The organism is Vibrio sp. Vb1337, from assembly GCF_033338715.1.
GTDB classification, from domain to species: Bacteria; Pseudomonadota; Gammaproteobacteria; order Enterobacterales; family Vibrionaceae; genus Vibrio; species Vibrio alginolyticus.
Genome location: NZ_JAWOTD010000022.1, coordinates 41,824 through 65,367, shown reverse-complemented (window position 1 = coordinate 65,367; position 23,544 = coordinate 41,824). Strand labels below are relative to the sequence as shown.

Genomic DNA, 23,544 nt, shown 5'->3' with positions numbered 1-23,544 from the left:
ACAACAAATGCATTTCCACTTTTCCAAAATGCACGGTTTGGGCAACGACTTCATGGTCGTCGACTGTATTACCCAGAACGTGTTTTTCTCGCAAGACCTGATCCGCCGCTTGGCGGATCGTCATACTGGCGTTGGTTTTGACCAATTGCTTGTGGTAGAGGCCCCGTACGACCCTGAAACCGACTTCCATTATCGGATTTTTAATGCCGATGGTAGTGAAGTTGAACAGTGTGGTAACGGTGCACGCTGTTTTGCCCGCTTTGTTCGCTTGAAGGGGCTGACCAATAAATACAGCATCAGCGTGAGCACCAAGAAAGGAAAGATGATTCTCAACATCGAAGATGATGGGGAAGTGACGGTCAACATGGGCGTGCCAGAGTTTGAACCGAACAAAATTCCTTTCAAAGCGAAGCAAAAAGAGAAAACTTACATCATGCGAGCAGGCGACAATACCTTGTTTTGTGGTGCTGTGAGCATGGGTAACCCGCACGTAGTGACCGTGGTCGACGATGTGGATACGGCAGAAGTGGAAACTCTCGGTCCGCTGCTTGAGTCGCATGAGCGTTTCCCAGAGCGCGTCAACGCTGGCTTTATGCAGGTGATGAGTCGTGACCATATTCGTCTTCGAGTTTACGAGCGAGGCGCAGGAGAGACACAAGCTTGTGGTAGTGGTGCATGCGCGGCAGTCGCGGTTGGGATTCTGCAGGGCTTGTTGGATGAAAACGTTAAGGTTTCTCTACCTGGTGGTGAATTGCGAATTGCATGGCAAGGTCCTGGCAAGCCGTTGTTTATGACCGGACCTACAACGCATGTATTTGATGGTCAATTGTCTTGCTAGTTGAAGAAAAAGGAAACGGTTTGTCTCAAGTAGAAGCAGATGCCTTAACGGCTGAAGTAGTGGCCGAGTACCTCAAAGATCATCCAGACTTTTTTGTGCAACGTCCGGAGCTTGTGGATCGTTTATCTTTCCCACACTCAGACTTAGGCGCGGTATCTTTGGTGCACATCCAAATGAATCGTCAACGTCAGCGCATTGAAGAGTTAGAGGAAGAGATCACTACACTAATGTCGCTTGCGGCGAACAATGATCGCACCTTTTACGAATTTATGGATTTGCAGGGGCAGATTCTAAAGTGTGGTGACTTTAAACAAGTCATTCATTCTATCGAAGATAAAGCCAAAGCATTGGGCTTACGTGCGTTTGTTCGGTTGTTTAGTCAATGCGACGCATCGATTCAATTGAGTAAGGAAAGTTATCAACGCTTTGCGACCACTCACTTAAATGGCAAAGATGCGTACTTAGGACGTCTTCGCAAAGTAGATCGTGAAGCTTTGTTTGGCAACATGGAAGTGCCGGAAATGGGTTCCTATGTGGTACTGCCGCTCGTGAAACAGCAAACACTGGGCGTGCTTGCTTTTTCTAGTGAAGATGGCGGCCATTTTCAGCCAGATATGGATACCTTGTTTTTGCGTCACCTATCATTAGTAGTGGCACATCTCGCTCAAACACTGGTATGGCAAAGTTACGATGACGACAACTCCCAACACTCCTCTGCCAAATAGTCTGCAAAAGCCTCTTGAGCGCTTCTATGAATTCTTACGAAGCGAAAAGGGGCTTAGCCTACATACTCAGCGCAATTACAAACAGCAGCTAGAAACTATGGCGCAGCACCTAGCTGAAATGGGGCTCAAAGATTGGTCTCAAGTGGATGCTGGTTGGGTGCGCCAATTAGCAGGTAAGGGCATGCGAGAAGGCATGAAAGCCAGCAGTTTGGCAACGCGCCTCTCATCGCTGCGTAGCTTTTTCGATTTCCTTATTCTGCGTGGCGAGATGTCGGCTAACCCAGCCAAAGGGGTTTCAGCACCTCGCAAAAAACGCCCGTTGCCCAAAAACCTCGATGTTGACGAAGTGAGCCAATTACTTGAAGTCAACGAGGACGACCCGCTGGCTGTGCGCGATCGCGCCATGATGGAGCTGATGTATGGCGCCGGCTTACGTTTGGCTGAACTGGTGGGTGTGGATGTACGTGACGTACAACTGCGTAGTGGTGAGCTTCGTGTTATTGGTAAAGGCGATAAAGAACGTAAAGTGCCGTTCTCTGGGATGGCAACCGAGTGGGTCGGGAAGTGGTTACGCGTTCGTGGTGATTTAGCCGCTCCAGGTGAGCCCGCCTTGTTTGTATCTAAGCTTGGAACGCGTATTTCGCATCGTAGCGTGCAAAAGCGCATGGCTGAATGGGGGCAGAAACAGTCTGTCGCAAGCCATATTAGTCCGCATAAATTGCGTCACTCATTTGCGACACATATGCTCGAATCAAGCAATAACTTACGTGCGGTGCAGGAGCTTTTAGGGCACGAGAACATTTCGACGACCCAAATCTACACGCACTTGGATTTCCAACATTTGGCGCAAGCCTACGACCAAGCCCACCCACGCGCACGTAAAAAGAACGGGGAGTGAGCCGAAGTATGAAATTTTATCGCCGTATCGAGCCTATTAAGGCAATGACCTTTGACCTAGATGATACCCTCTATGATAACTATCCTGTGATAGTTCGCATGGAGCGTGAGTTGCTATCTTGGCTCAAGCACCATCATCCAGCGGTTGCCCATATGAATAAAGCGGATTGGTTTGCTCTCAAGCAGCGTGTTGTGCAGCAACAACCCGAGCTGAAGAGCGATGTCACTTTATGGCGTTTAGTGCAACTTCAGCAAGCCTTCTCCCAAGTAGGCTACGACGAAGACGCAGCACATGCCGCCGCGAAAGCCGCAGTAGACGTTGCGTTGGACTGGCGTAACCGTTTTGAAGTGCCGCAGCAAAGCCTCGATGTACTGGAGGAACTCGCGCAGCACATCCCGTTGGTAGCAATCACCAACGGTAATGTGGATTTAGACCGCATCGGTCTTACGCCTTATTTCCAACAGGTACTTAAAGCAGGACCAGATGGATTGGCGAAACCCGCAACCGATATGTTTACTAAAGCGAAGCGATTCTTGGATATTCCTGCGGAGAATATTCTGCATGTCGGTGATCACCTAACCACGGATGTGCATGGTGCAAAGTTGGCTGGTTTTGCAGCCTGTTGGTTTAATGATATGAATAAAAATGTCATTAACCATTCAAAAACACGTACTTTACCTGATATTGAAATCAATAGTTTGCAGCCGTTACTCACACTTTTTTAATTGCTTTCGCATTAATCCATTCTAATCTCATTTTGTGTCTAGAAAAGCAGCGCAAAGCCACGTAAATTATTCTCTATTAAATAAAAATAGTAACGCCACACGTCGTGGTGAAGATAGTGTTACGGCAGTGGTAGGTCCATGCGAGCTTTTTCAAAACTGGTTCACGATGTCAGTCAACTGAATGACTTTTTAGTCACTTTTCCGACTTCCTCAGATAAACAATATTTAGTACAAATATTGTCGACGCAATCGCGCGAAATTACGACCACACTTGCAGACGCCGTTTTGTCGTCGCTGCCGAATGCTCATGTTATGGGGCATAGTACGCGTAATGTCATTCTGGAGGGGGAGATATTTACCTCTGGCTGCCTGATCAGTGTGACTGAGTTCGAACAAACCACGCTGACTTCTGCCGTCCAAACCTACTCTTACTCCCCCGATATTGATGGCGGGGAGCTCAAGCGCTCTCTTCTAATGCAGCATAATTCACAGGTGATCCTCAGCTTTGCTGTGCAAATTGAACGACGTGACTATCCCTTGTTTCAAACCTTCGCCAGTGAAGAAGTAGTGATTTCTGGAGGGTTGGCGCAGAGTATTGACGATGGCTGCTGGGTGCTATATCAAAACCGAGTTTACGATAACGCTGTGGTTGCCGTAGCTTTGCACAGTGATACTTTGAAGCTATGGACTGATGCGTATTCGGAATGGAACCCGATTGGCATGCCACACAAAGTCACTCATGCAAAAGGAACGCGCTTGTATTGTTTAGGAGAGAAGAAAGCGCTGGACGTATACAAGCGTTACTTGGCGGATGGCCATGACGTGACGCTGAGTCAACTGCTCAGCTTTCCATTGTATCGAGAAAGCTTAGGGCGAAAGGAAGTTTGTACGGTAACGGAGCTACACGCTGATGGTAGTATGAGCTTCGACAGGCCCTGGTGTCTTGGTGACGAAGTGCAATTTTGCTATAACCATCCCTCGTTAACGCTCGAGCAAGTGCGGCATGGTGTGGTTGAGTTAGCCATGCACCAACCTGAAGTCGTGATGATTTTTAACTGCGCGTCACGGTTAGACTTTATTGACAGCAGCGACGAAGTCCAAGCCTTCAAAGATATTGCGACGACGTTTGGTAGTTACTGTATGGGGGAACTGCATGGTGGTATTGGTCAGCCCGAAATTCTTCATCACAGCCTGACGTATTTAGCGATGCGAGAGGGAGACGAAGTGCAAACATTGAACTTGCCTAAGTCGCCCGTTAGCTCCTCTATTTCACCGTTGTTTAGCTTGATTCGAAATGCGATCGGCGATCTCAACCATATGAACGCGCATATGGGATATCAACTCGATCGCCAAACGCGCAAGTTACAAGAAAGCTATCGACGCGACAGTCGCACGGGGTTACAAAACCGGGTCGCATTGCAAGAGCGGCTGAGTAACATCGATTTGGATGAGCATTTGTTGACTCTAAAGCTACTTAACTTTAGTCATATCAACGAAAAATACGGCTACCGAGTGGGAGATCAATTACTCAAAGATCTCTCAATGCACTTTACGAATCGACTACGAAAGCGTTTCGGCATGCCAACGGCTTTGCAGCTTTATAGTATTGGGGTTGGTGAGTGGGCATTCATATTTAAAGCTGACCAAAGCAGCGAAACCATCAAACAGCACTTTACGCGTTTTGCCGATGCGGTAGAACAAACTAATTTTGAGCCAATTGGTCTACGTGAAATAGATTATCTTTCTATCTCGCTATGCGGCGGCTTAGTGAGTCGTCGAGACTTTCCATCCGCTTCAGTAGATGAGCTCTTACTCAAAGGCATCGAAGCGAGGCGCTCCGGTGTACGCAGTAATACCCATATCTGTAATGCGAAAGATATTGAAGTCAGTGAGGATGTGCGTAAAGAGCAACTTGGATGGCTAAGTTGCGTCAGTAGAGCCATTCTCAAACAGAATATCATCACTTATAGCCAACCTATTGTGCATGCGGGTAGCCACAAATTGGCAAGCCAAGAATGTTTGGTTCGTATTCTGGAAGCCGATGGAACGGTGATTGCGCCAGGGCGTTTTCTGCCAATTATCTCTGATACGCATCTTTACACTCGACTAAGTCGGCACATGATTCATTCTACGTTGCATTATATGCGAGATAAGCAAGGTGACTTTTCTATAAACTTATCGCCGCAAGATTTGCTCAGTGATAAAACTTTAATGCTTTTAGAGCATGAAATTAGCCAGCTAAATGACCCAAGGCGAATTGGTTTAGAAGTGCTGGAATCTGAGCAGATCAAAGACTACGGCCGAATGATAGAAGTGTGCAGTCATTTTAGAAGCTTAGGGGCGCGTATCATTGTTGATGACTTTGGGTCCGGCTATTCGAATATCGATGAAATCCTAAAGTTGGAGCCAGAAGTCATAAAGCTTGATGGCAGCTTGATTCGTGATATTGATAAAGACTTAAAACAGCGCAAGATCGCTTCCCAGTTGGTGCGTTTGTGCCAGGTGTTTAACGCGGAGACGGTGGCGGAGTTCGTCCACAATCAGGAGGTGTGTACCATTGCACAAGACATGGGGGTGGATTATTTGCAGGGTTACTATCTTGGCGAGCCGACTCGACTGTTTTAATAATGTTTCACGTGAAACTTATTGTCGTAAAAAACGCAGCGTAGGCTGCGTTTTTTGTTTGATTCTTCTACTAAGCTTAATGTTTACCGCTTAAGAGCGTGTCCACTCTTTTCAGCTTGGAACAAAGCGAGGTAATGGGCAAAAAAGCGCTGCATTTGTTGTTGGTTGTTTTGTTCTCCAAGTTGCCCGAGCAAATGTGCAGCGACTTCAAACGTGCACAAGTTACCTTGTTGTTGGTTGCGTCGCAGCTGATATTGTGAGTCCGCCGACGCAGACAATCCCATAGTAGGGATACCTTCTAACCAACGGCTCTTATTGATCATCTTGCGCGCCTCTTGCCAGGTGGCATCCAAAATAATAAACAGCGGAGTTTTGGTTTGTTGCTGGCTTTGGAGTACCACATCTTCGAGTGTGATACTTTCTTCACAGGGGAAGAGCAACACCGGATACCGCGACGGATCAGTTAATAGAGTGAGCAATTCTGCTGGTGGCTGTTTGCGATCCCAGATTACTCGCTCAATGTTGAGTTGGCACTGCTCTAGTAGCTGGCCGGTATTAGTATCACGCTTCAGTTCATTCGGATGCATTAACAGCAGGATGTTGTGCTCACTGTTAAGTTTCGGCATTAGCGAGCACATACAATTGAATTGAAAACCGCAGGTTGGACACGGTTGTGACATTACAGACGAACTCCTTCTCGCACCGGGCTTATCCCATCAGAGAACAGACGCACGCCACTGACTTGGTTCGGCGTTGCCGTTGGCGCCATGCTTGGGTTGAGTGGGTAGCTAACCCCAGTGTATTGCATCACGTGTTGAGCCGCTTTAGCTCCGCCACCGCTGACATTAAAAATCAGATCTCGCCAACCATGAGAGGTTTGTTGGCCGAGCATAATCGGGCTTTGCACTAGTGTAATGCGGCTATTAAATCGCCATTCCTTTTCGTGATGTTCAAATATCAGCAATGTACAGCCTCCGGAACCACACCAATCCAACTGTACCAATAGCTCTTCGTTACCATCGCTGTTGAGGTCGTAAGTTAGCCAACGGTATTGGTTATTGTTGGGGGTGGTTTGATGGATAAAGAAGTAGTTGCGCACCGCGGCATCTACTTTTGAATCAAACTCTGCACTAGAAGGGACGTCAGCACTACCGATGGGGTTGTTGGTGCGTTTTTCGGCTGGTTGCATGATGCCTTCATCACGAACGGTGGCAGGATAAAGGACTAAACCACCATCGGCGATTGGGTATACCAAGTTACCGACTTTTTCTTTGGTCGCTTTGAGCTGATTGCCTTCTCGAGTAAATAGTCGCTCTGACATTAGCCTTTGCTGTTGATGATGCGTCATGACAACTTGAACCTGAGACGGACTTAACTGTTGCCAGTAACCACGCTCGATTAATGGTGCTTGTCCATTGGCGTAACGGTATTTTGTTGTGGCGCTATGGTCTGGGTTTAAGGTCATTTGTACTTCAAAACCTTGTGATTGAGTTGAGGTCGCGACATAGGTATTAGCCCAGCCAAGCGTTGCATCGACGTTTGCAGCCATACCACAACCTTGATACGTCTCGCCATCATGTTTTAGTGTTGCTTTCCAGCCATACAAAGAATCGCTCATTGTGTCTGAGCAGAGGTTTTCTGTTAAGTGAAGCTCACCATCTTGTAGTTGATAAGTGCGCTGGCGAGGTTGAAGCTGACTGCTTTTAATCGCTAATTTTGTGGTTTGTTTGCCGATTTGCTGGAATGTTAGTCCATTAGCCTCAAAGCTTGCCGACCAAGAAGGCTCATTACCAAACACGCGAGTTGGTTTGTTTGGTTGCTGACAACGGTTTGGATTTTCCGTTGTGAGGAAGTTCACTTGTTCCACGACAAAGTTAGCATCGAAATCAGCAGAAAACCCATCGATGCCCGGTGGGTTGAGGTGGCCGATAACCTCGCCATACATGGTCTGGTAAGGCTCGTTATTTAACTGAATTGCTCGTTGCATTTGCTGTGGTGATAGTTGCAACCAATATTGCTTGTCGCTGCCACAAGGCATGATGTATTGGCTCTCGTGACCGACGATCACTTTTCCGCGCAGCATAAAAGTTTGAGGTTGAATGGTTTCAGGCTTATCTAAGGTTGCTGGTGGAGAGGTTGGGTTAGCAGCACCAGATTGTGGCGGCTGTGAACTACATGCTTGCAGAACCAGCAGGGTGGCAAGCGCCACTGGGTTTTTCAAAGCCTTCATGTTATATCTTCCTCATTATTGTTACTCAATCGGCATCGGATGGCATTATGGCATATTGGTTATTTAAAACTGAACCAGATACCTTTTCTATTGACACGCTTCGAACCCAAAAGGTTTCATGTTGGGAGGGAGTTCGTAATTATCAGGCGCGCAATATGATGCGTGACCAAGTGAAGGTGGGCGATTTAGTCCTGATTTACCACTCTTCTTGTAAACATGTTGGCGTGGCAGGTATTGCTAAAGTTGTGAGAGAAGCCTATCCCGATCATTTCCAATTCGATCCCGAAAGCGATTATTACGATCCAAAGTCAGACCCAGACAACCCGCGTTGGATTATGGTAGATGTCGAGTTTGTACGTAAAACGGCGCGAGTGATTCCGTTGTCGGTGATGAAAGCGATGCCAGAACTTGAGAACATGCCGTTGGTGAAACGTGGAAATCGCTTGTCGATTATGCCCGTGACAGAAGAAGAATGGGACGCGATTCTTGGCAAAGAGAAGCTGCCAAGTCAGCGATAAAAGAAAAGGGCTGCGAATGTGCAGCCCTTCATTATTTGGAGTATTGAAGCTTACAGCAAGTGTTCTTGTAGGTAGTGTGCAACCGCATCTTCTGCATTGCTGCCAATCACTTCATTATTTGGTAGAGCTTTCATCACTTTTTCGTGTGATGTACCCATAACTAGCCCTTTACCTGCCATCGACAGCATTTCTACGTCATTCATGCCATCACCAAATGCTACGCAGTTTTCTAACGTGAGGTCGAGTTTTTTCGCTACCGCTTCAAGAGCATGACCTTTAGACACGCCAGCGCTCATTACTTCCAAACACCAAGGCGTTGAAAATGCGATGTTCAGCTTATCACCAAACTGCTCACGTAGTTTGTTTTCAAATACGACCAAACGTTCGTGGTCTTCTCCTGGATGCGTGAAGAAAACTTTCGCAATACCGTCAGTTGGGGCGTGGTCTTCATCAAATAAGACGTAAGTGAATTCATCGTGGAAGTCACGTAACGTTTCATCATCCTTGTTCATCAACCAGCTATCATTTTGATACATGTGAATAAGTATTTCTTGATCATGTTTGATCGTGTCGATCACGCCTTGTACCAGTTCCGCAGGGACATTCTCGCTGTACATTAGCTGATCTTCCTGGTCATGCACTCGGGCACCATTCGACGTGATCATATAAGCTGGAATGCCAACTTGGCGACGGATGCTCGCAACGTCTACGTGGTGACGGCCGGTTGCAAAGACAAAGGTATAACCCTTTTCATGCAGCGCTTTTAGCGTCTCTTTTGAGTAAGCACTGAGCTGATGGTTAGGTGCGAGTAACGTGCCATCCAGATCAGAGGCAACGATTTTGGTGATCTCTTTGCAAGGTAGCGATGTGCTCATGAAGTCCTCGTAAACGGTTTGGATAGTGTGGAACAGGTGAATTGCAAACGGAGTACAGCAGACTGACTAGATCGTACTGCTCCGAATGCGGGGGGAACTTGGGCTCGTAGCACTATGCGGTTAAACACAGTGTCAAAGTAGCCAAGTTCAAGCAGTGTACGTCAAAATGAGGATGAAAAAGAGGGTAAATCGATGTGTAGACATTTCCTCTTTAATCTTAGTCGTGAAATGGTCGCCTAGAGTTCTTATTGTGCTTGTTCGTTTGATGGCGATTTAGGGTCATTCATAAAGCGGAAAATCGCATCGAGCGCTTGATTACGATACTTATCGGTCTCGAACAAGATTTCATGCTGTGCGCCTTCGATAGAAAGCAGCTCCGCGTGCGGGTTGGTTTTCCGCAATTTATCAATAAAACGCTTTTGCGCGAGGTTGCTAACAATCCGATCGTTTCCGGCTTGGATTAGGATGACTGGTATTTTGACTTGGCGAGTTAATAAAAAGCACTGCTTAGCGGCCATGAGCCCTTGCCAAACCCAGCGAGTGCTTGGCCCACCGACTTGCAGTTCCGGTTTTTCCGTATATAGGTTTCGGAACCATTGGTAGCGGCCGTAACTTTGGCTAAGTGGGTTATCTTCAAAGGGCTTAGGGAAATAGGCCTGATGTCCTGGTGCATAGCGTGGCAAAGTCGATACCGCTGACATAATTTGTGTGACCGGAATCGCTATTGGTGATAGGTACCATGGCAGGTTAATGCCAAACATGGGGGCACTTAGAATCAAACCAGTAAAAGGGTGTTCTGGGTGAGTTTGCAGGTAACGTGTCGCGATCGCGCCGCCCATAGAGTGCGCGATGATGAAGCATTGTTGATATTCGCTAAGGTCGTGTTTTTTTACGACGATGTCCATATCATCAATATAATCAGTAAAGTCATAGACGTGACCCATATCTGAGTCAGATAATAAACGATCTGATAAACCTTGACCGCGGTGGTCAAAGGAATAGACATCGAAACCTTGGCGGTAGAGATCGTAAAACAGCTCTTGGTATTTCCAGGAAGACTCAATGCGTCCATTTACGATGAGCACGGCTTTTTTATGCTCTGGGTTGGTTAGCTTGCACCAGTAAATGTTCTTTTTCTCAGTCCCTTTAACAAAGCCCTCTTGGCGAGTTTGCCAAAGTGCTGCGATCGGACCACCAATTGCTTGCTCAAATAATGTCTCTTGAGTATAAGTCAAAGGTGAATGGTTAGTCGCCATTAGTTGATTACCTGAAGATACGTTGTTTACGCGATGTATCATCGAAGAATTAGTGAGGAAATGCAATGGATACCCATGTCTGGTTAGCTTATGTAGTAACAGCAATCGTTTTTAGTTTGGCTCCGGGCTCTGGCACGGTGAACTCAATCAGTAATGGTTTGAGTTACGGTACCCGTAAATCACTGGGTGCCATTATTGGCTTACAAATTGGTTTAGTTATCCACATCGCGCTGGTGGGGGCGGGTATTGGTGCGCTTGTCGCGCAGTCAGCAACCGCATTTTCTGTCATTAAATGGGTTGGTGCCGCTTATCTGGTTTGGTTGGGGATTCAGAAATGGCGCGATACATCAAGCTTAGTCGCAGCTGAAAACCACAACGAGATGTCAGGCACGGCGCTGTTGTACAAGGCAGTGTTAATTAACCTCACCAACCCTAAATCGATTGTTTTTCTGGTGGCGTTGTTCCCGCAGTTTATTGACCCGGCAAAAGACCAAATCACGCAACTGTTGGTGCTTGGCGTCACTACGGTCGTGATTGATGCGTGTGTAATGTTGGGTTACACGAGCTTGGCAGCACAAATGGGACGCTTTATTCGCTCCGATAAAATCATGGGAAAAATAAACAAAGTATTCGGTTCAATGTTCATGGGTTGTGGTGCATTATTAGCAGCTGCAAAGTCATAAGCCATTTATAGGTCCTTCTTTAGCATGAATACAACGTATGTCGCTCGTCAGCCGATCTTTAACCGAAAAAGACAGACGCTGGGTTATGAATTGTTGTTTCGAGACGGGGAGAGTAACGCATACCCTTCACATATTGATTCAAATCGAGCGACATACCGACTGATTGTCGAAAACTTCCTATCGCTGGGTACTAACCCAGTGATTGCCTCTTCTAGATGCTTTATTAACTTTCCTCATCAAAGCTTGGTGCGACGTTTGCCGCGCAGTTTGCCGAAAAACAAAATTGTCATCGAAGTGTTGGAAACGTGCCAACCTACGGATGAGCTTCTTGATGCGATTCGTGAGTTTTATCGAGAAGGTTACTTGATCGCTTTGGATGACTTCACCCTAACACCAGAATGGCGCCGTTTTTTGCCATATGTGCATATTGTGAAGCTCGACATTATGGCGATGGGGCTTGAAAAGGCCTGTGAACTGGTCAAAACACACCTTGCCAAACGCGTCAAATACCACTTTTTAGCAGAACGTGTTGAAACCGCAGAAGAGTTTGAGCAAGCGAAAGCGGCTGGCTTTAAATTTTTCCAAGGTTATTTTTTTAGCAAGCCACTCGTCTCGCAGACTAAATACGTCAGTCCTGAGCAAGTGTTGGCATTGCAACTGTTTCGTGAAGTTTGTGCTCCTGAGCCTGACTTTACTCGTATCGAGTCCATCATTACGCAAGATGTCGCGCTTTCGTATAAATTATTGCGTTTTGTAAATACGCAAGCGCCGAATTTGGCTGTCGAAATCAGCTCTTTTCGTCAGGCATTGATTTATCTTGGCCAGGATAACCTTAAGCAGTTTGTCTCTTTGGTTGTGGCATCGTATATCTCCAGTAACAAGCCTCGAGAGCTGTATCACCTTTCATTGCAACGAGCTCAATTTTGCCAATTGATGTCGCGCTATCAGCCATTCTCTCTTCTCAACGAACAAGGTTTCATGGTTGGTTTGCTGTCGATTCTAGATGCGTTGCTGGATCTTTCGGTGGAATCTTTAGTTAGGCAGTTACCGCTTAGTCATTCAGTACAACAAGCGCTATTACATCGCAAAGGGGTTTATGGCGCACTTATTTCCCTTGAAGAGTGCTACGAGCGTGCCGATTGGTCAGGGGTTGAAAAAATCACGATGCAATTGGGGTTGCCTTTAGAGGAAGTGAAGCTCTCCTTAGGTGAAGCGGTTCGCTGGAGTCAAAGCATCGCGACTGCATAATTTCTGGTCTTATCTTTTATCTCTTTGAATCTCTCTCTTTACAATCAAGCTGTTCGTTAGATGTGAAACTTTTATGACGATGGACGGTTTCCTCTTGACGATATACCTTAATTAAATAAACATATGCGCATATCCATATATAGGTATGTTCATTATGCTTCCACATCAGTTTTTTAAGCTGTTATCCGATGAAACACGCGTACGTTGTTTAATGCTCGTGGCCCGTGAAGGTGAAACTTGCGTTGGCGATTTGGCGTTTGCTCTACAAGAGAGCCAGCCGAAAGTTTCTCGTCATCTTGCTCAGTTACGATCCAGTGGCATCTTGGTGGATAAACGCCAAGGGCAATGGGTGTATTACGAGTTATCACAGCAATTACCAGGTTGGATGCGAAAGTTAATTGAAGACTTAGTGGCATCAAACTGTTTGAAGCAGGAATACCAAGACGACATCACACGCTTACACGATAAAAGTCGTGAGGCTTGCTGTTAACAGCGAATAGAGATTCAAGGTAGAAGATTAGAGGGTAAAACTATGACAATTAAAGTAGGAATTAATGGCTTTGGCCGAATTGGTCGCTTAGCGCTGCGAGCGGCATTTGATTGGCCAGAATTGGAGTTTGTGTTAATCAACGATGTCGCAGGTGACGCAGCTACGCTTGGTCACTTATTAGAATTCGATTCAGTGCAAGGTCGTTGGCATCATGGAGTTCAGGTCGAAGGCAGTGAGCTCGTCATCAACGGCAAGCGTGTTGCCACGACTCAACAACGCGATATCGATGCGGTGAACTGGTCTGATTGTGATGTTGTGATTGAAGCGACAGGCGTACATCGCAAAACATCATTCCTAAACAAATACCTAGAGCAAGGCGTGAAACGTGTCGTGGTAAGCGCACCTGTGAAAGAAGAAGGTATTGCGAACATTGTGGTGGGCGTGAACGACCATATTTTCGACCCTGAAAAACATCGTATCGTGACAGCAGCTTCATGTACGACTAACTGTATCGCACCTGTGGTTAAAGTCATTCATGAGAAATTGGGTATCGAACAATCTTCTTTTACGACCATTCACGACCTGACGAATACGCAAACTATTTTGGATGCGCCACACAAAGATCTACGCCGTGCAAGAGCATGCGGCATGAGCCTTATCCCAACCACTACGGGTAGCGCGAAGGCGATTGTCGAAATTTTCCCAGAATTAAAAGACAAAATTAATGGTCATGCGGTTCGCGTACCTCTAGCAAACGCATCGTTAACAGACATCATTTTTGATGTGAAGCGTGATACCACGGCAGAAGAAGTGAATGCACTGTTAAAAGAAGCATCTGAAGGTGATTTGAAAGGCATCCTTGGCTTCGAAGAGCGTCCTTTAGTTTCTATCGATTATAAAGGCGACCAACGTTCAACCATCGTTGATGCGCAATCAACCATGGTTGTGGGTTCTCGTATGGTTAAGATTTACGCTTGGTACGATAACGAAATGGGTTATGCAACGCGCACAGCAGAGCTGGTTCGTAACGTTGGTTTGGCTTAAAAGGGGGTCACAATGTCTCATCCTACATGGCAATTAGATTTGGACTCCGGTGCTTTAATCTTAACACCGTGCCCAGGAACGAAAGGTGTCGATTTGCATGCGTCGTTAGAACAGTTGAAAGAGCAGGGTGTTCAAGCGGTCGTTACTGCACTAGATGATAGTGAATTAGCTGCGAAGAATGTCTCTGCATTGGGTGAAGCCACTCAGCAACTGGGAATGAAATGGTTCCAGATCGAGATTGAAGACGACTGCGCACCAAATGAAGAATTTGCGACGAAGTGGCAACAAGCCAGTCCGGAACTGCACGCGATTCTTGCTCAAGGTGGCAAAGTTGCGATGCATTGCATGGGTGGTTCGGGGCGCACAGGTTTGTTCGCTGCTCACCTACTCCTAGAAAAGGAATGGCAGTTAGAAGATATCGTGCGAGAAGTACAGGCATTGCGCCCTGGTGCATTTACAAAACCTGTGCAAGTTGAGTACATCGAACGCGTGGCTCAAGACGCTTGATCAGCTTAAATAGCTTTTGGTTCATTATGATCCAAAAGCTAAATTCGAGCTTCTTCAGGATACGACTGTTTACAAAAAAAGCCATTAATATTAACTAATACATTGTTTTTAAGGTGTATTTTGCTTTTTATTGATGTTGGGGCATTTTTTGAAAATCACAGCAACATTGTATTGGTCAATGTTGCTGTACAGGTTAGGAAGTATTTAGAACATGATGATCTAAATGCTTCTATCGCTGTACATATGAGGTCAATATGATTTCTCAATTAAGCAAAAGTATTCGTCAGTACATGTTAGTGACGTTTAACTATTGGAACTTTACGGTGACCGATGGCGCACTGCGTATGCTGGTGGTGCTCTATTTTCATGACTTAGGTTATTCCACGTTAGCTATTGCCTCACTGTTTCTTTTCTATGAATTTTTTGGTGTGGTGACAAACCTGGTTGGTGGTTGGTTGGGCGCAAGGTTAGGCCTAAATAAAACCATGAACATTGGTTTAGCGATGCAAGTGTTTGCGTTGCTGATGCTCGCAGTACCAAATGCATGGCTGACCATTCCTTGGGTGATGGCAGCGCAAGCTCTGTCGGGGATTGCCAAAGATCTGAACAAAATGAGTGCTAAGAGCGCGATTAAAACGCTAGTACCAGACGAACAGCAAGGTGCGCTCTACAAATGGGTAGCGATTTTGACTGGCTCGAAGAATGCACTCAAAGGAGCGGGCTTTTTTGTTGGTGGCTTGCTGCTGTCTTGGGTGGGTTTTCAAAACTCGATGTTTATTATGGCGGGTGTACTTACATTAGTGTTTGTTTGCAGCATGATCTGGCTAGAAGCGGACATGGGTAAAGCAAAGAGTAAACCTAAGTTTCGCCAAATATTCTCCAAGTCTGAATCGATAAACATTTTATCCGCAGCACGCATGTTCTTGTTTGGTGCTCGTGATGTGTGGTTTGTCGTTGCTCTGCCTATTTATCTTGGTAGCGTGTTTGGCTGGGATCACTTGTGGGTTGGTAGCTTTCTCGCAGCGTGGGTCATTGCTTATGGGTTTGTGCAAGGCTTTGCGCCGCGTATTACTGGCAAAGCGCAAGGTCGTGTGCCTGATGGTAGTGCAGCATTGGTGTGGGCAGGAATCCTAGCGTTAATTACGGCTGGTATTGCTTATGGTGTGCAAATCGGTTGGCAGCCTGAACTGGTGATTGTGGTAGGTTTGATGATTTTTGGCGCTGTGTTTGCCATTAACTCTTCGCTGCACTCGTACTTGATAGTGAGCTACGCTAAAGGCGATGGCGTCTCGTTGGATGTCGGTTTTTACTACATGGCCAATGCGATGGGACGTTTGATTGGCACGGTATTATCGGGTTGGATCTACCAAGAGGCTGGTCTTGCAGCGTGCTTATGGGTTTCTTTTGCTTTCTTGGCACTGACGACGCTGATTTCAATTAAGTTGCCAAAAGCTAATGTTGCTACTGCGTAACTACCCCCAGTATCGCTATCTGTAGATGGTATAAATGGCTCCAAATCGGAGCCATTTTTGTTTCTTATGCGCCGTTTGCTGTAATCAGATTGTTTCGGTTTGGCATCGAGAGTGAATACTGATGCTTGGTTTTTGGTTCTCGTTAAGTGATTAGAGTGGTGATGAAATCCCCGTTGTAGGTCATTGTTGAGTTAAAAATAAGCAAAAACAGATTGTTAACTATTTCACTGGTTGAGATTTACCCTATGCTATAAACGATAAGCGACTCAAAGTAGGGAAAGGTATGAGAGAAAGGGTTCTGTTTTTTGATTTATTGCGCTGCTTCGCAGCGGTAGCAGTGATCGCCATTCACGTCTTGGCACCGTATCGAAATGAGTTAGGAGTGATTCCATTTGACCAATGGCTGACAGCGGTAGGCGTGAATAGCGTAACCCGCTGGGCAGTGCCAGTTTTTATTTTGATCACCGGAGCGCTAATGCTCAGTGACACTCGACCATTTGACGGTAAGTATTATATCAAAAGGCGTTTGGGCAAAGTTTTAGTTCCATTTCTTATTTGGTCGATGTTTTATGCATACCTTTCAGGTTGGACTTCTCAAGGCTTTGATTTTGAAACCGTAAAAGAGGTATTAAGCAATAGCCCATTCCACGCAACGTATTACCATCTCGGCTTTTTCTATTACTTTATACCACTGTATTTTGTGATTCCGCTGTTTCAATGGATGGTACGCAACGTGGATGACAACGTCTTGTATACCTATCTCGCATTTTGGCTTTTCACCAGCACTCTGTTCTTGTTCAAGATTGATGGCCCTTGGAGTAATCAGATGTGGCTTTATATGGGTTACCTTCCACTGGGGTATGTTTTATTTCAAAAGGTACCTTTGAATCGCTCTATGGTGACCTTATTTGTTGGGCTAGGACTCGTGGCGTTGGCAGTGACTTTTACTATGGTTGTGACAAATAGCTTAGAGGCGGAGAAGTATACGGTTGGGCGCTGGCTCTCTTATAAAACACTGAATGTGATTCTAGCGGCTTCGATGATTTTTATGATCGGGCGTTACTTTGGTGAAGGCTTATCAACAAAAGTACAAAAAGTGGTAAGTGTGATCAGTCAGCACAGCTTGGGGATTTACTTACTTCACCCTATTTTCTTATGGCCGATGAAAGAGTTCGGTTGGTACACAGGACATCCTGCGTGGGTGATTCCAGTCTGGATCGTTCTAAGTGGAGCTGGAGCCTTGGCGATGAGCTATCTCTTTTCTCGTTCTGCCAAGACCCGTTGGTTACTGCCTTAACGTTTGATAGCGAAGTGAAGGAACTTGTTGCCGCGATAGGTCAGTGTTCCCTTATCTCCAGGGTTGAGTGCATGGTAGTAATGCACTCCAATTTGGAATTCACGCTTTGGACCGATAGAACCACGTTGAACGTAAATCCAATACTCTTGATCGTCTTGACCTGGTGGTGCGTTTGGGATGTCTATCGCTTGTTTATCTAGAACCGTTACCTGCGCGCTTTGCTCTGGAGCGTCTTCGCCCACATAGTGCTTACTATAAAAACGGAAAAACACCCACGCGCCCAAGGCAATAAGGGCGAATAGGGCGACAATAAGTGAGATTGGCATATTAACCTCCAATGTTTTATCGGGTCCCATTCTACAGAACTCGCTGACGAAACGATGAGTTGAGGTAACTTATTCATAATCTAATGAAAGGGATATGGAGATTATTCGGCGCACTTCACGATTTATCTTAATGATGCACGATGAAATCGTCGCTTCATCTGCAAGCGAAGTCACTAAAGCTGAACGAAGCGGCTTTCACTTGTTAGGCTATATGAGCTCAAGGGCACAAATTGAAAGTAAAATTGCACTTAACGGCTCGAAAAAGCTCTAAATTTATAGAAGAATAAAAATAATGAACATAGGAAGGGTCTGGTAAGGAGGGTTACGATGTCAGATATTGAAAAAGTAGTCATGCGTACCCGAACGATCGAAAAACTTTTGCGTACTCAGTACCATGCAGAAGGGAAAGGGTTGCACCAACTTATTAATAGTTGTGAAGAACGTTTACCGCATGACGTGATAGCAAAGCTTCGATTCATCGCAACCGTGCGTAACAAAGTGGTGCACGAAGACGATTACAAGCTGGATGATCGTAAAGGCTTTATGGCGGCATGTGATGCTTGTGAAAAAGAGCTGACACCAAGAAGCTCTCGCTTTATTTGGCGTACAGCAATTTTGCTAATGACGTTGATTACGCTGGCCGCTCTTGGTTTCTACTATATGCACTGGGATATTTTGTCTAAGCACATTCAGTAGAGCTATACAGATAAATAAAAAAGGACGCATTTGCGTCCTTTTTTATTTTAAATCATTGGGTTAGTACATCATTGGCAGTGTCATTAAACCCACAACCACTGCAATCATAACCAGCCCTTGTTTTTGAGAAGATGAAATCATAACACTACCCCTTAATCTTTGATGAACTCGATGAATTTAATATAGCACTGTTTTTGGGGTTTGATCAACATATGCTAGTTAATCTTTTCAAAAACCACACTTAACTTGTCTGGTTTTACGTGATTATGACTAATGAAACTATGTTTTTTGTGCTGTATTTAAAGTGTTCACATTGTTTTATTTCTATTCTTTTTTGTTTTAAGTGTATGATTTTATAATACTAAATGGTTTGTGATGTTGGCTTTGTAATTGTTTTTTGTTTCGAATGGTATGTTGGGTGTTTATTTTGTCTGTATTTCTCAAAAATTGAGAAAATTAAAAAATGTGCTATGAGGTTGCATCGTCAAATCGAAAGCATGGAGTGAGATTTTCTTACCTTATGAGAAAATATGGGCTTCAAAAGTGTTTAGTGATTTTATGGTTTATGAAGTCCGCACTTTTATCTGTTATTGAAATTATGGTTTTATTTATCATTGGCTTACTTTTCTTGTCTGATGTTTTTTTTACTGAATTAAGGTCGGTTTTCTTAGTTTTTACCCCTAGTCATCAGTAGTTTATCCTCTCTTAGGGCGCTACCAAGACTATTTTCTATTTTGTGTCTGTTATTTATTCTTGTTGCCTGCATTACATACATCCTGGTGGTTTAATCGTCAGTTTGTGAAATGGCGGCTTACCTGGAGCACTTATCTGTTTTTCAGTTAAATAGTTTTAGAAAGCGTTGGTTATTGTGTCGTGTGATTTGATGGGTTCGGCTGATGAGCAAAGCTTGGCCCCAATGTTTAGTGGCATCATTCTGGCTCATCGGCTTTATTATTACGTAGGCTGAGGGTTACAAAATGTTTCGAATCGCTAGCGAGATCCAACTTTCGTAGATTGTGTCTTTACATCAAAACTGGTCTACCTAGACTAGCGGCGAGTTTAAGTAAAAGGTGTATACTGCATGTGGAGTTGGCTGGCGATAGGGCTATCAGGTGTGTATTCCGTGTTGGGAGCAAAGCAAGCTAACCCGACACAATCCCTCGTGTTTAAAATCTTTACTCTGCTACTTCTTCTTGTGTTGGTGTTAACTCAAGGTGCATCCGCAACATATACCTACTGGATTGCGGGTGGGCTTATTGTGTCTATGGTGGCAGATACGCTGCACTCGTTTAAAACTCGTAAGCTAATCTATTTTACGGCTTATCTGGTTGCCCAGGTATGCTACAGCAAGTCATTTTGGGTGCAGCTTAATGGTGAGATTGTCTGGTGGCTGTTGGCCCTGCTGCTTGCAGCGAGTATCGTGGCGTTCTTTTTGTTGCTGCCTCAACTCGACTCTCTGGTATTCCCTGTTGTGATCATGGGGATGATGCTGGTTCAACTTGCTTGGGCAGCCGGTGAAGTTTGGTTACAAGTGCCGAGTTACGCCAATGCTATCGGCTTTAGCGGAACCTTAGTTCTGATCTATTCGGCGCTGGCATACGCGATACACGGTTATCGAAAACCGATGAAACACGCCTATTTGTGGGTGAGTGGTAGTTACTTTTTTGCTCATGCCCTCATTGTTGCCTCAATCATTTACTAATTTAAGTCAAAGCAGCTCTTGAGGATTTCAGTAAACTGAACGCATTGTTCTTGATAACTGGAGTCAATAATGAGTGAAATCCATGCTCACGAGCTGCTAAACCTACTTAGAGAAACACCAATGGATCGCGAAGCCCTCACACAGCACTTTGGCGCTAGCGTTCGCTTTCACACCTGTAAACTGAATGATCTAGACTTAGATGCATTACTAGCATTTTTGCTCAAGCGCGACAAAATTCGTGAGCTTGAAGGTAAGTTTGTGGTCAATATGGCGCGAGTTTGCAATCACTAAACGGCGGCTAAGATCGAGGGTGAATATGGTGTTTTCGCCCTCAGTCATATACTCATGTTGTCAGTTTGCTATACACTGGCCGCCATTTTTTAGGTGAGGCCAGAATATGGACATTCTTTCTGCAGCGACCATGCTGTTTCTAATCATGGACCCCCTCGGTAACTTGCCGATTGTGTTGTCTATTCTCAAACATATCGATCCCAAGCGTCGTCGTAAGGTATTGATTCGTGAACTACTGTTTGCCTTACTGATCTTGATGCTGTTTCTGTTTGCAGGACAAAGCATCTTAAGTTTTTTGCATGTCCAGCCAGAAACGCTCAGCATTTCAGGTGGCATTATTCTCTTCATTATTGCGATTAAGATGATTTTCCCGAGTGCTGGCAGCATCACTGGACTGGCAGCAGGCGAGGAGCCCTTTATTGTTCCGATGGCCATTCCTATGATCGCGGGCCCTTCAGTGATTGCAGCCTTGCTTTTACTGTCTTCGCAACATCCAGAGAAAATGTTGGAAATGTCAGCATCAGTCGTAATTGCGTGGGGCGCAACATTTTTTATACTGATGTTTTATGGCTTCTTTAATCGCTTGTTGGGTGAACGTGGCTTGAAGGCGGTAGAACGCTTAATGGGCTTGTTACTGGTGATGATCTCCACTCAAATGTTCTTGGATGGTGTAAAAAGTTACATTGGGTGACGAACGAAACGCAGAAAAAAAGCCGCTCACAAGAGCGGCTTTTTCGTATCTGAGCGATTACATCATGTGTTTACGACGAATATCGAGTAGGGCAAAAATACCAAAAATCAGGATTGAATATTTTTCCCAACTGCTCATTTTTATTTTGTCGCCAAATGCACCAATGAAGATGGCCATTTGTAAACCGTGCATGATGAACAAAAAAGCGGTCATGATGTATAGCGCAATCGCGGCATTGCCGGGAAAGGGCATAAAAATATTTAGGATTAATACTAACCAAACAAAGGCGATAGCCGCTTTGGCCAGCATAATTAGTGCTTTCATTTAAGTATCCTTTTAAATCGAGGCGTTATGCGGAGGTACGTTCGTACAGACGATAGCTCACTTGGCCTGCTGTTTTTTCCCGATGTAATTGCCAGTTTTCTGGTAAGTCGGCAATATTGAGTTCTTTTTCTGTTTCAATATAAATCATCGCATCTTCCGCGAGCCAGCCATTTTGTTCTAGCAGAGCCACGGTCTCATCCAATAGACCTTTGCGAAACGGTGGGTCAATAAACACCACATGGTGAGCAGAACCCGGTTGCTTCAAAAAACTCAGTGCATCGGTATTTACCACTTGGATGTTGTTCGCGTTAAGAGAGGCAACATTCTTTTGTAACTGTTGGAAAGCTTGTGGGTTTAGCTCAACCATGGTCACTTGCTCTGCTTGGCGCGAAGCTGACTCAAATCCCAAGCCGCCAGAGCCAGCAAACAAGTCGAGACATTTTGCCTGTGGTACATCTTGAGCTAACCAGTTAAACAGCGTTTCTTTGACGCGATCGGTCGTGGGGCGTAAGCCTTCAGCATCGTGTACAGGAAGTTTTCTGCCTCTCCATAAGCCACTAATAATGCGAACAAAGCCCGTTGTTGGCTTTTTTTGTGATGAGTTTTGCTGGCGACATCTTACCATAGATTTTTTGACCGCTAATAAAGTGATACTATATCTAATCGCCCAAGCAATGAGCTTGGAGCTTGGATACAGCCCAGAATATTCAAGATGACAGAGTGTAACACTAATAAGATTAGAATTACCTAATCGGAAAGTTTTCAGAACTTTGTCATTAGCCTTTTTTAGACAGATAATAATCTTGTCAAAAAAGAGTCATTAATAGATAAAAGAACAATCTAGGATAGCCCCAGATGACGGAAAAAAAGAAGCGCGGATTACTTTCGTGGCTAGGTTTTGGTGACGAAGAACAAAGCCCAAAACCAAAAACTGAAGAAACAGTAAAAGAAGAAGCAGTGGAAGCGCCTTCTGAAGAGCAGCAAACCGAAGCGGTTGCTGAGCAAGCGGAAGCAACGCCAGAACTTGAAGAAGAAGAGAAACAATCAGAGGCTGCCCCAGCAGAAGCAGAAGCAGAAGCAGAAGCAGAAGCAGAAGCAGAAGAGCCAGAAGTCGTATCGGCCGCGCCTCGTGTTCAAGAACAAGAAAAGCCAACAGAAAGCTTTTTTGCTCGTCTTAAACGCAGCCTAAGCCGAACAAAAGCAAATATTGGTGCTGGCTTCTTCGGTCTATTCAGTGGTAAGAAAATCGATGAGGACTTATTTGAAGAGCTAGAAGAGCAACTGCTTATTGCTGATGTGGGCATGAATACCACAACAAAAATCATCAACAACCTGACAGAAAAAGCCACACGTGGCGATCTGAAAGACGGCGAAGCCCTTTATGGTTTGTTGAAAGAAGAAATGGCTGAGATTCTTTCTAAAGTCGAACAGCCACTAGAAATCGATAGCAACAAAACGCCTTACGTCATCTTGATGGTAGGTGTAAATGGCGTGGGTAAAACCACGACCATCGGTAAGCTAGCGAAGCAGTTCCAAACTCAAGGCAAAAAAGTGATGCTAGCGGCGGGCGATACTTTCCGTGCCGCAGCGGTTGAGCAGCTACAAGTGTGGGGTGAACGTAATAATGTTCCTGTGATTGCTCAACATACTGGCGCAGACAGTGCCTCTGTTATCTATGATGCGATTGAAGCGGCAAAAGCACGTGGTGTGGATGTGGTGATTGCTGATACAGCAGGTCGTCTACAGAACAAAGCGAACCTAATGGAAGAGCTGCGTAAGATTGTACGTGTGATGAAGAAAATTGATGAATCTGCACCACATGAGATCATGCTAACGCTTGACGCAGGTACAGGACAAAATGCCATTAGCCAAGCGAAACTTTTCAGTGATGTTGCCCCTCTAACCGGGATTACTTTGACTAAGCTGGATGGTACAGCCAAGGGCGGCGTAATTTTCGCTATTGCTGATCAGTTCGGTATTCCAATTCGTTACATTGGTGTGGGTGAAGGTATCGAAGACTTGCGTCCATTTGAAACTCAAGAGTTTATTGACGCACTGTTTAGTCGTGAAGAATAAAAAGAGT

Annotated in this window: 25 protein-coding genes; 18 read left to right on the top strand and 7 right to left on the bottom strand. The window is 45.2% G+C overall.

From position 1 onward, the window contains the following. Nucleotides 1-7: 7 nt before the first annotated feature. The 5 genes from dapF to R7E42_RS19880 all read left to right on the top strand — a co-directional run bounded on the left by dapF (nucleotide 8) and on the right by R7E42_RS19880 (nucleotide 5,811). Entirely contained in the window at nucleotides 8-838 is an 831-nt protein-coding gene (dapF, locus tag R7E42_RS19900) for a diaminopimelate epimerase (RefSeq protein ID WP_005378744.1), read from the top strand. Further along, the gene (locus tag R7E42_RS19895; protein ID WP_017636089.1) at nucleotides 832-1,563 is read left to right on the top strand and encodes a DUF484 family protein; all 732 of its coding nucleotides are present in this window, start codon (nucleotides 832-834) and stop codon (nucleotides 1,561-1,563) included. The genes dapF and R7E42_RS19895 overlap by 7 nt, the downstream gene beginning before the upstream one ends. Next, on the top strand, nucleotides 1,529-2,461 hold the full coding sequence (gene xerC, locus R7E42_RS19890) for a tyrosine recombinase XerC (RefSeq protein WP_005378742.1): 933 nt from the start codon (nucleotides 1,529-1,531) through the stop codon (nucleotides 2,459-2,461). The genes R7E42_RS19895 and xerC overlap by 35 nt, the downstream gene beginning before the upstream one ends. A gap of 8 nt (nucleotides 2,462-2,469) precedes the next feature. Continuing rightward, nucleotides 2,470-3,186, top strand: coding sequence for a 5-amino-6-(5-phospho-D-ribitylamino)uracil phosphatase YigB (yigB, locus tag R7E42_RS19885; RefSeq protein WP_053350826.1), 717 nt, complete (start codon nucleotides 2,470-2,472; stop codon nucleotides 3,184-3,186). A gap of 138 nt (nucleotides 3,187-3,324) precedes the next feature. Next, on the top strand, nucleotides 3,325-5,811 hold the full coding sequence (locus R7E42_RS19880; protein WP_318071171.1) for an EAL domain-containing protein: 2,487 nt from the start codon (nucleotides 3,325-3,327) through the stop codon (nucleotides 5,809-5,811). 83 nt (nucleotides 5,812-5,894) lie between these two features. Here R7E42_RS19880 and R7E42_RS19875 read toward each other — a convergent pair whose 3' ends face one another. Then, nucleotides 5,895-6,491, bottom strand: a complete 597-nt coding sequence (locus R7E42_RS19875) for a tRNA-uridine aminocarboxypropyltransferase (RefSeq protein ID WP_318072940.1) — start codon at nucleotides 6,489-6,491, stop codon at nucleotides 5,895-5,897. After that, nucleotides 6,491-8,041 (bottom strand): hypothetical protein, encoded by a 1,551-nt coding sequence (locus R7E42_RS19870; protein ID WP_318072939.1) that lies wholly within the window; start codon nucleotides 8,039-8,041, stop codon nucleotides 6,491-6,493. The genes R7E42_RS19875 and R7E42_RS19870 overlap by 1 nt, the downstream gene beginning before the upstream one ends. A 47-nt stretch (nucleotides 8,042-8,088) precedes the next feature. Between R7E42_RS19870 and R7E42_RS19865 the strand changes: the two genes are divergently transcribed. Continuing rightward, complete coding sequence (locus tag R7E42_RS19865; protein ID WP_005378735.1) at nucleotides 8,089-8,559, top strand: EVE domain-containing protein; 471 nt, start codon at nucleotides 8,089-8,091, stop codon at nucleotides 8,557-8,559. Nucleotides 8,560-8,609: 50 nt separating this feature from the next. On the opposite strand, the gene R7E42_RS19860 is transcribed toward R7E42_RS19865, so the two are convergent. Further along, nucleotides 8,610-9,434 carry a Cof-type HAD-IIB family hydrolase gene (locus R7E42_RS19860; protein WP_017636084.1) on the bottom strand — a complete coding sequence of 275 codons (825 nt, stop codon included), beginning with the start codon at nucleotides 9,432-9,434 and terminating at the stop codon, nucleotides 8,610-8,612. 245 nt (nucleotides 9,435-9,679) lie between these two features. After that, nucleotides 9,680-10,690: an alpha/beta fold hydrolase gene (locus R7E42_RS19855; protein WP_005378733.1), complete on the bottom strand. Its 1,011-nt coding sequence runs from the start codon at nucleotides 10,688-10,690 to the stop codon at nucleotides 9,680-9,682. Between the two features lie 65 nt (nucleotides 10,691-10,755). Between R7E42_RS19855 and rhtB the strand changes: the two genes are divergently transcribed. The 7 genes from rhtB to R7E42_RS19820 all read left to right on the top strand — a co-directional run bounded on the left by rhtB (nucleotide 10,756) and on the right by R7E42_RS19820 (nucleotide 17,431). After that, nucleotides 10,756-11,373, top strand: coding sequence for a homoserine/homoserine lactone efflux protein (gene rhtB, locus R7E42_RS19850; RefSeq protein ID WP_005378732.1), 618 nt, complete (start codon nucleotides 10,756-10,758; stop codon nucleotides 11,371-11,373). 24 nt (nucleotides 11,374-11,397) lie between these two features. After that, a complete protein-coding gene (locus R7E42_RS19845) occupies nucleotides 11,398-12,621 on the top strand; it encodes an EAL and HDOD domain-containing protein (protein ID WP_239932634.1) in 1,224 nt (407 codons plus the stop codon). Between the two features lie 154 nt (nucleotides 12,622-12,775). Beyond that, on the top strand, nucleotides 12,776-13,111 hold the full coding sequence (locus tag R7E42_RS19840) for a metalloregulator ArsR/SmtB family transcription factor (protein WP_005378730.1): 336 nt from the start codon (nucleotides 12,776-12,778) through the stop codon (nucleotides 13,109-13,111). A 42-nt stretch (nucleotides 13,112-13,153) separates the two neighbouring features. Next, nucleotides 13,154-14,155 carry an ArsJ-associated glyceraldehyde-3-phosphate dehydrogenase gene (locus tag R7E42_RS19835; RefSeq protein WP_005383630.1) on the top strand — a complete coding sequence of 334 codons (1,002 nt, stop codon included), beginning with the start codon at nucleotides 13,154-13,156 and terminating at the stop codon, nucleotides 14,153-14,155. Nucleotides 14,156-14,167: 12 nt separating this feature from the next. Further along, the gene (locus R7E42_RS19830; protein WP_005383629.1) at nucleotides 14,168-14,662 is read left to right on the top strand and encodes a cyclin-dependent kinase inhibitor 3 family protein; all 495 of its coding nucleotides are present in this window, start codon (nucleotides 14,168-14,170) and stop codon (nucleotides 14,660-14,662) included. Between the two features lie 254 nt (nucleotides 14,663-14,916). Next, nucleotides 14,917-16,134 (top strand): organoarsenical effux MFS transporter ArsJ, encoded by a 1,218-nt coding sequence (gene arsJ / locus R7E42_RS19825; protein WP_005378722.1) that lies wholly within the window; start codon nucleotides 14,917-14,919, stop codon nucleotides 16,132-16,134. A 283-nt stretch (nucleotides 16,135-16,417) separates the two neighbouring features. After that, entirely contained in the window at nucleotides 16,418-17,431 is a 1,014-nt protein-coding gene (locus R7E42_RS19820; protein ID WP_213967236.1) for an acyltransferase, read from the top strand. On the opposite strand, the gene R7E42_RS19815 is transcribed toward R7E42_RS19820, so the two are convergent. Continuing rightward, nucleotides 17,428-17,757: a DUF2500 domain-containing protein gene (locus tag R7E42_RS19815; RefSeq protein ID WP_005389668.1), complete on the bottom strand. Its 330-nt coding sequence runs from the start codon at nucleotides 17,755-17,757 to the stop codon at nucleotides 17,428-17,430. The two genes, R7E42_RS19820 and R7E42_RS19815, sit on opposite strands and share 4 nt — an antisense overlap. Before the next feature lie 327 nt (nucleotides 17,758-18,084). Between R7E42_RS19815 and R7E42_RS19810 the strand changes: the two genes are divergently transcribed. From R7E42_RS19810 to R7E42_RS19795, 4 genes are all read left to right on the top strand, one after another. Further along, on the top strand, nucleotides 18,085-18,453 hold the full coding sequence (locus tag R7E42_RS19810) for a hypothetical protein (RefSeq protein WP_005378717.1): 369 nt from the start codon (nucleotides 18,085-18,087) through the stop codon (nucleotides 18,451-18,453). A 1,081-nt stretch (nucleotides 18,454-19,534) separates the two neighbouring features. Further along, the gene (locus R7E42_RS19805; RefSeq protein ID WP_005389670.1) at nucleotides 19,535-20,155 is read left to right on the top strand and encodes a lysoplasmalogenase; all 621 of its coding nucleotides are present in this window, start codon (nucleotides 19,535-19,537) and stop codon (nucleotides 20,153-20,155) included. A gap of 69 nt (nucleotides 20,156-20,224) precedes the next feature. Beyond that, a complete protein-coding gene (locus R7E42_RS19800; RefSeq protein WP_005378711.1) occupies nucleotides 20,225-20,446 on the top strand; it encodes a YecH family metal-binding protein in 222 nt (73 codons plus the stop codon). Between the two features lie 106 nt (nucleotides 20,447-20,552). Beyond that, nucleotides 20,553-21,137 carry a YhgN family NAAT transporter gene (locus tag R7E42_RS19795; protein ID WP_005389671.1) on the top strand — a complete coding sequence of 195 codons (585 nt, stop codon included), beginning with the start codon at nucleotides 20,553-20,555 and terminating at the stop codon, nucleotides 21,135-21,137. A gap of 57 nt (nucleotides 21,138-21,194) precedes the next feature. On the opposite strand, the gene R7E42_RS19790 is transcribed toward R7E42_RS19795, so the two are convergent. Together R7E42_RS19790 and rsmD are read right to left on the bottom strand one after the other, a co-directional pair. Then, entirely contained in the window at nucleotides 21,195-21,461 is a 267-nt protein-coding gene (locus tag R7E42_RS19790; protein WP_005378704.1) for a DUF1145 domain-containing protein, read from the bottom strand. A gap of 25 nt (nucleotides 21,462-21,486) precedes the next feature. Continuing rightward, nucleotides 21,487-22,086, bottom strand: coding sequence for a 16S rRNA (guanine(966)-N(2))-methyltransferase RsmD (gene rsmD / locus R7E42_RS19785; protein ID WP_318072938.1), 600 nt, complete (start codon nucleotides 22,084-22,086; stop codon nucleotides 21,487-21,489). Nucleotides 22,087-22,316: 230 nt separating this feature from the next. On the opposite strand from rsmD, the gene ftsY reads away from it, so the two are divergent. Further along, nucleotides 22,317-23,537, top strand: a complete 1,221-nt coding sequence (ftsY, locus tag R7E42_RS19780; protein WP_213883918.1) for a signal recognition particle-docking protein FtsY — start codon at nucleotides 22,317-22,319, stop codon at nucleotides 23,535-23,537. The last annotated feature ends 7 nt before the right edge of the window (nucleotides 23,538-23,544 follow it).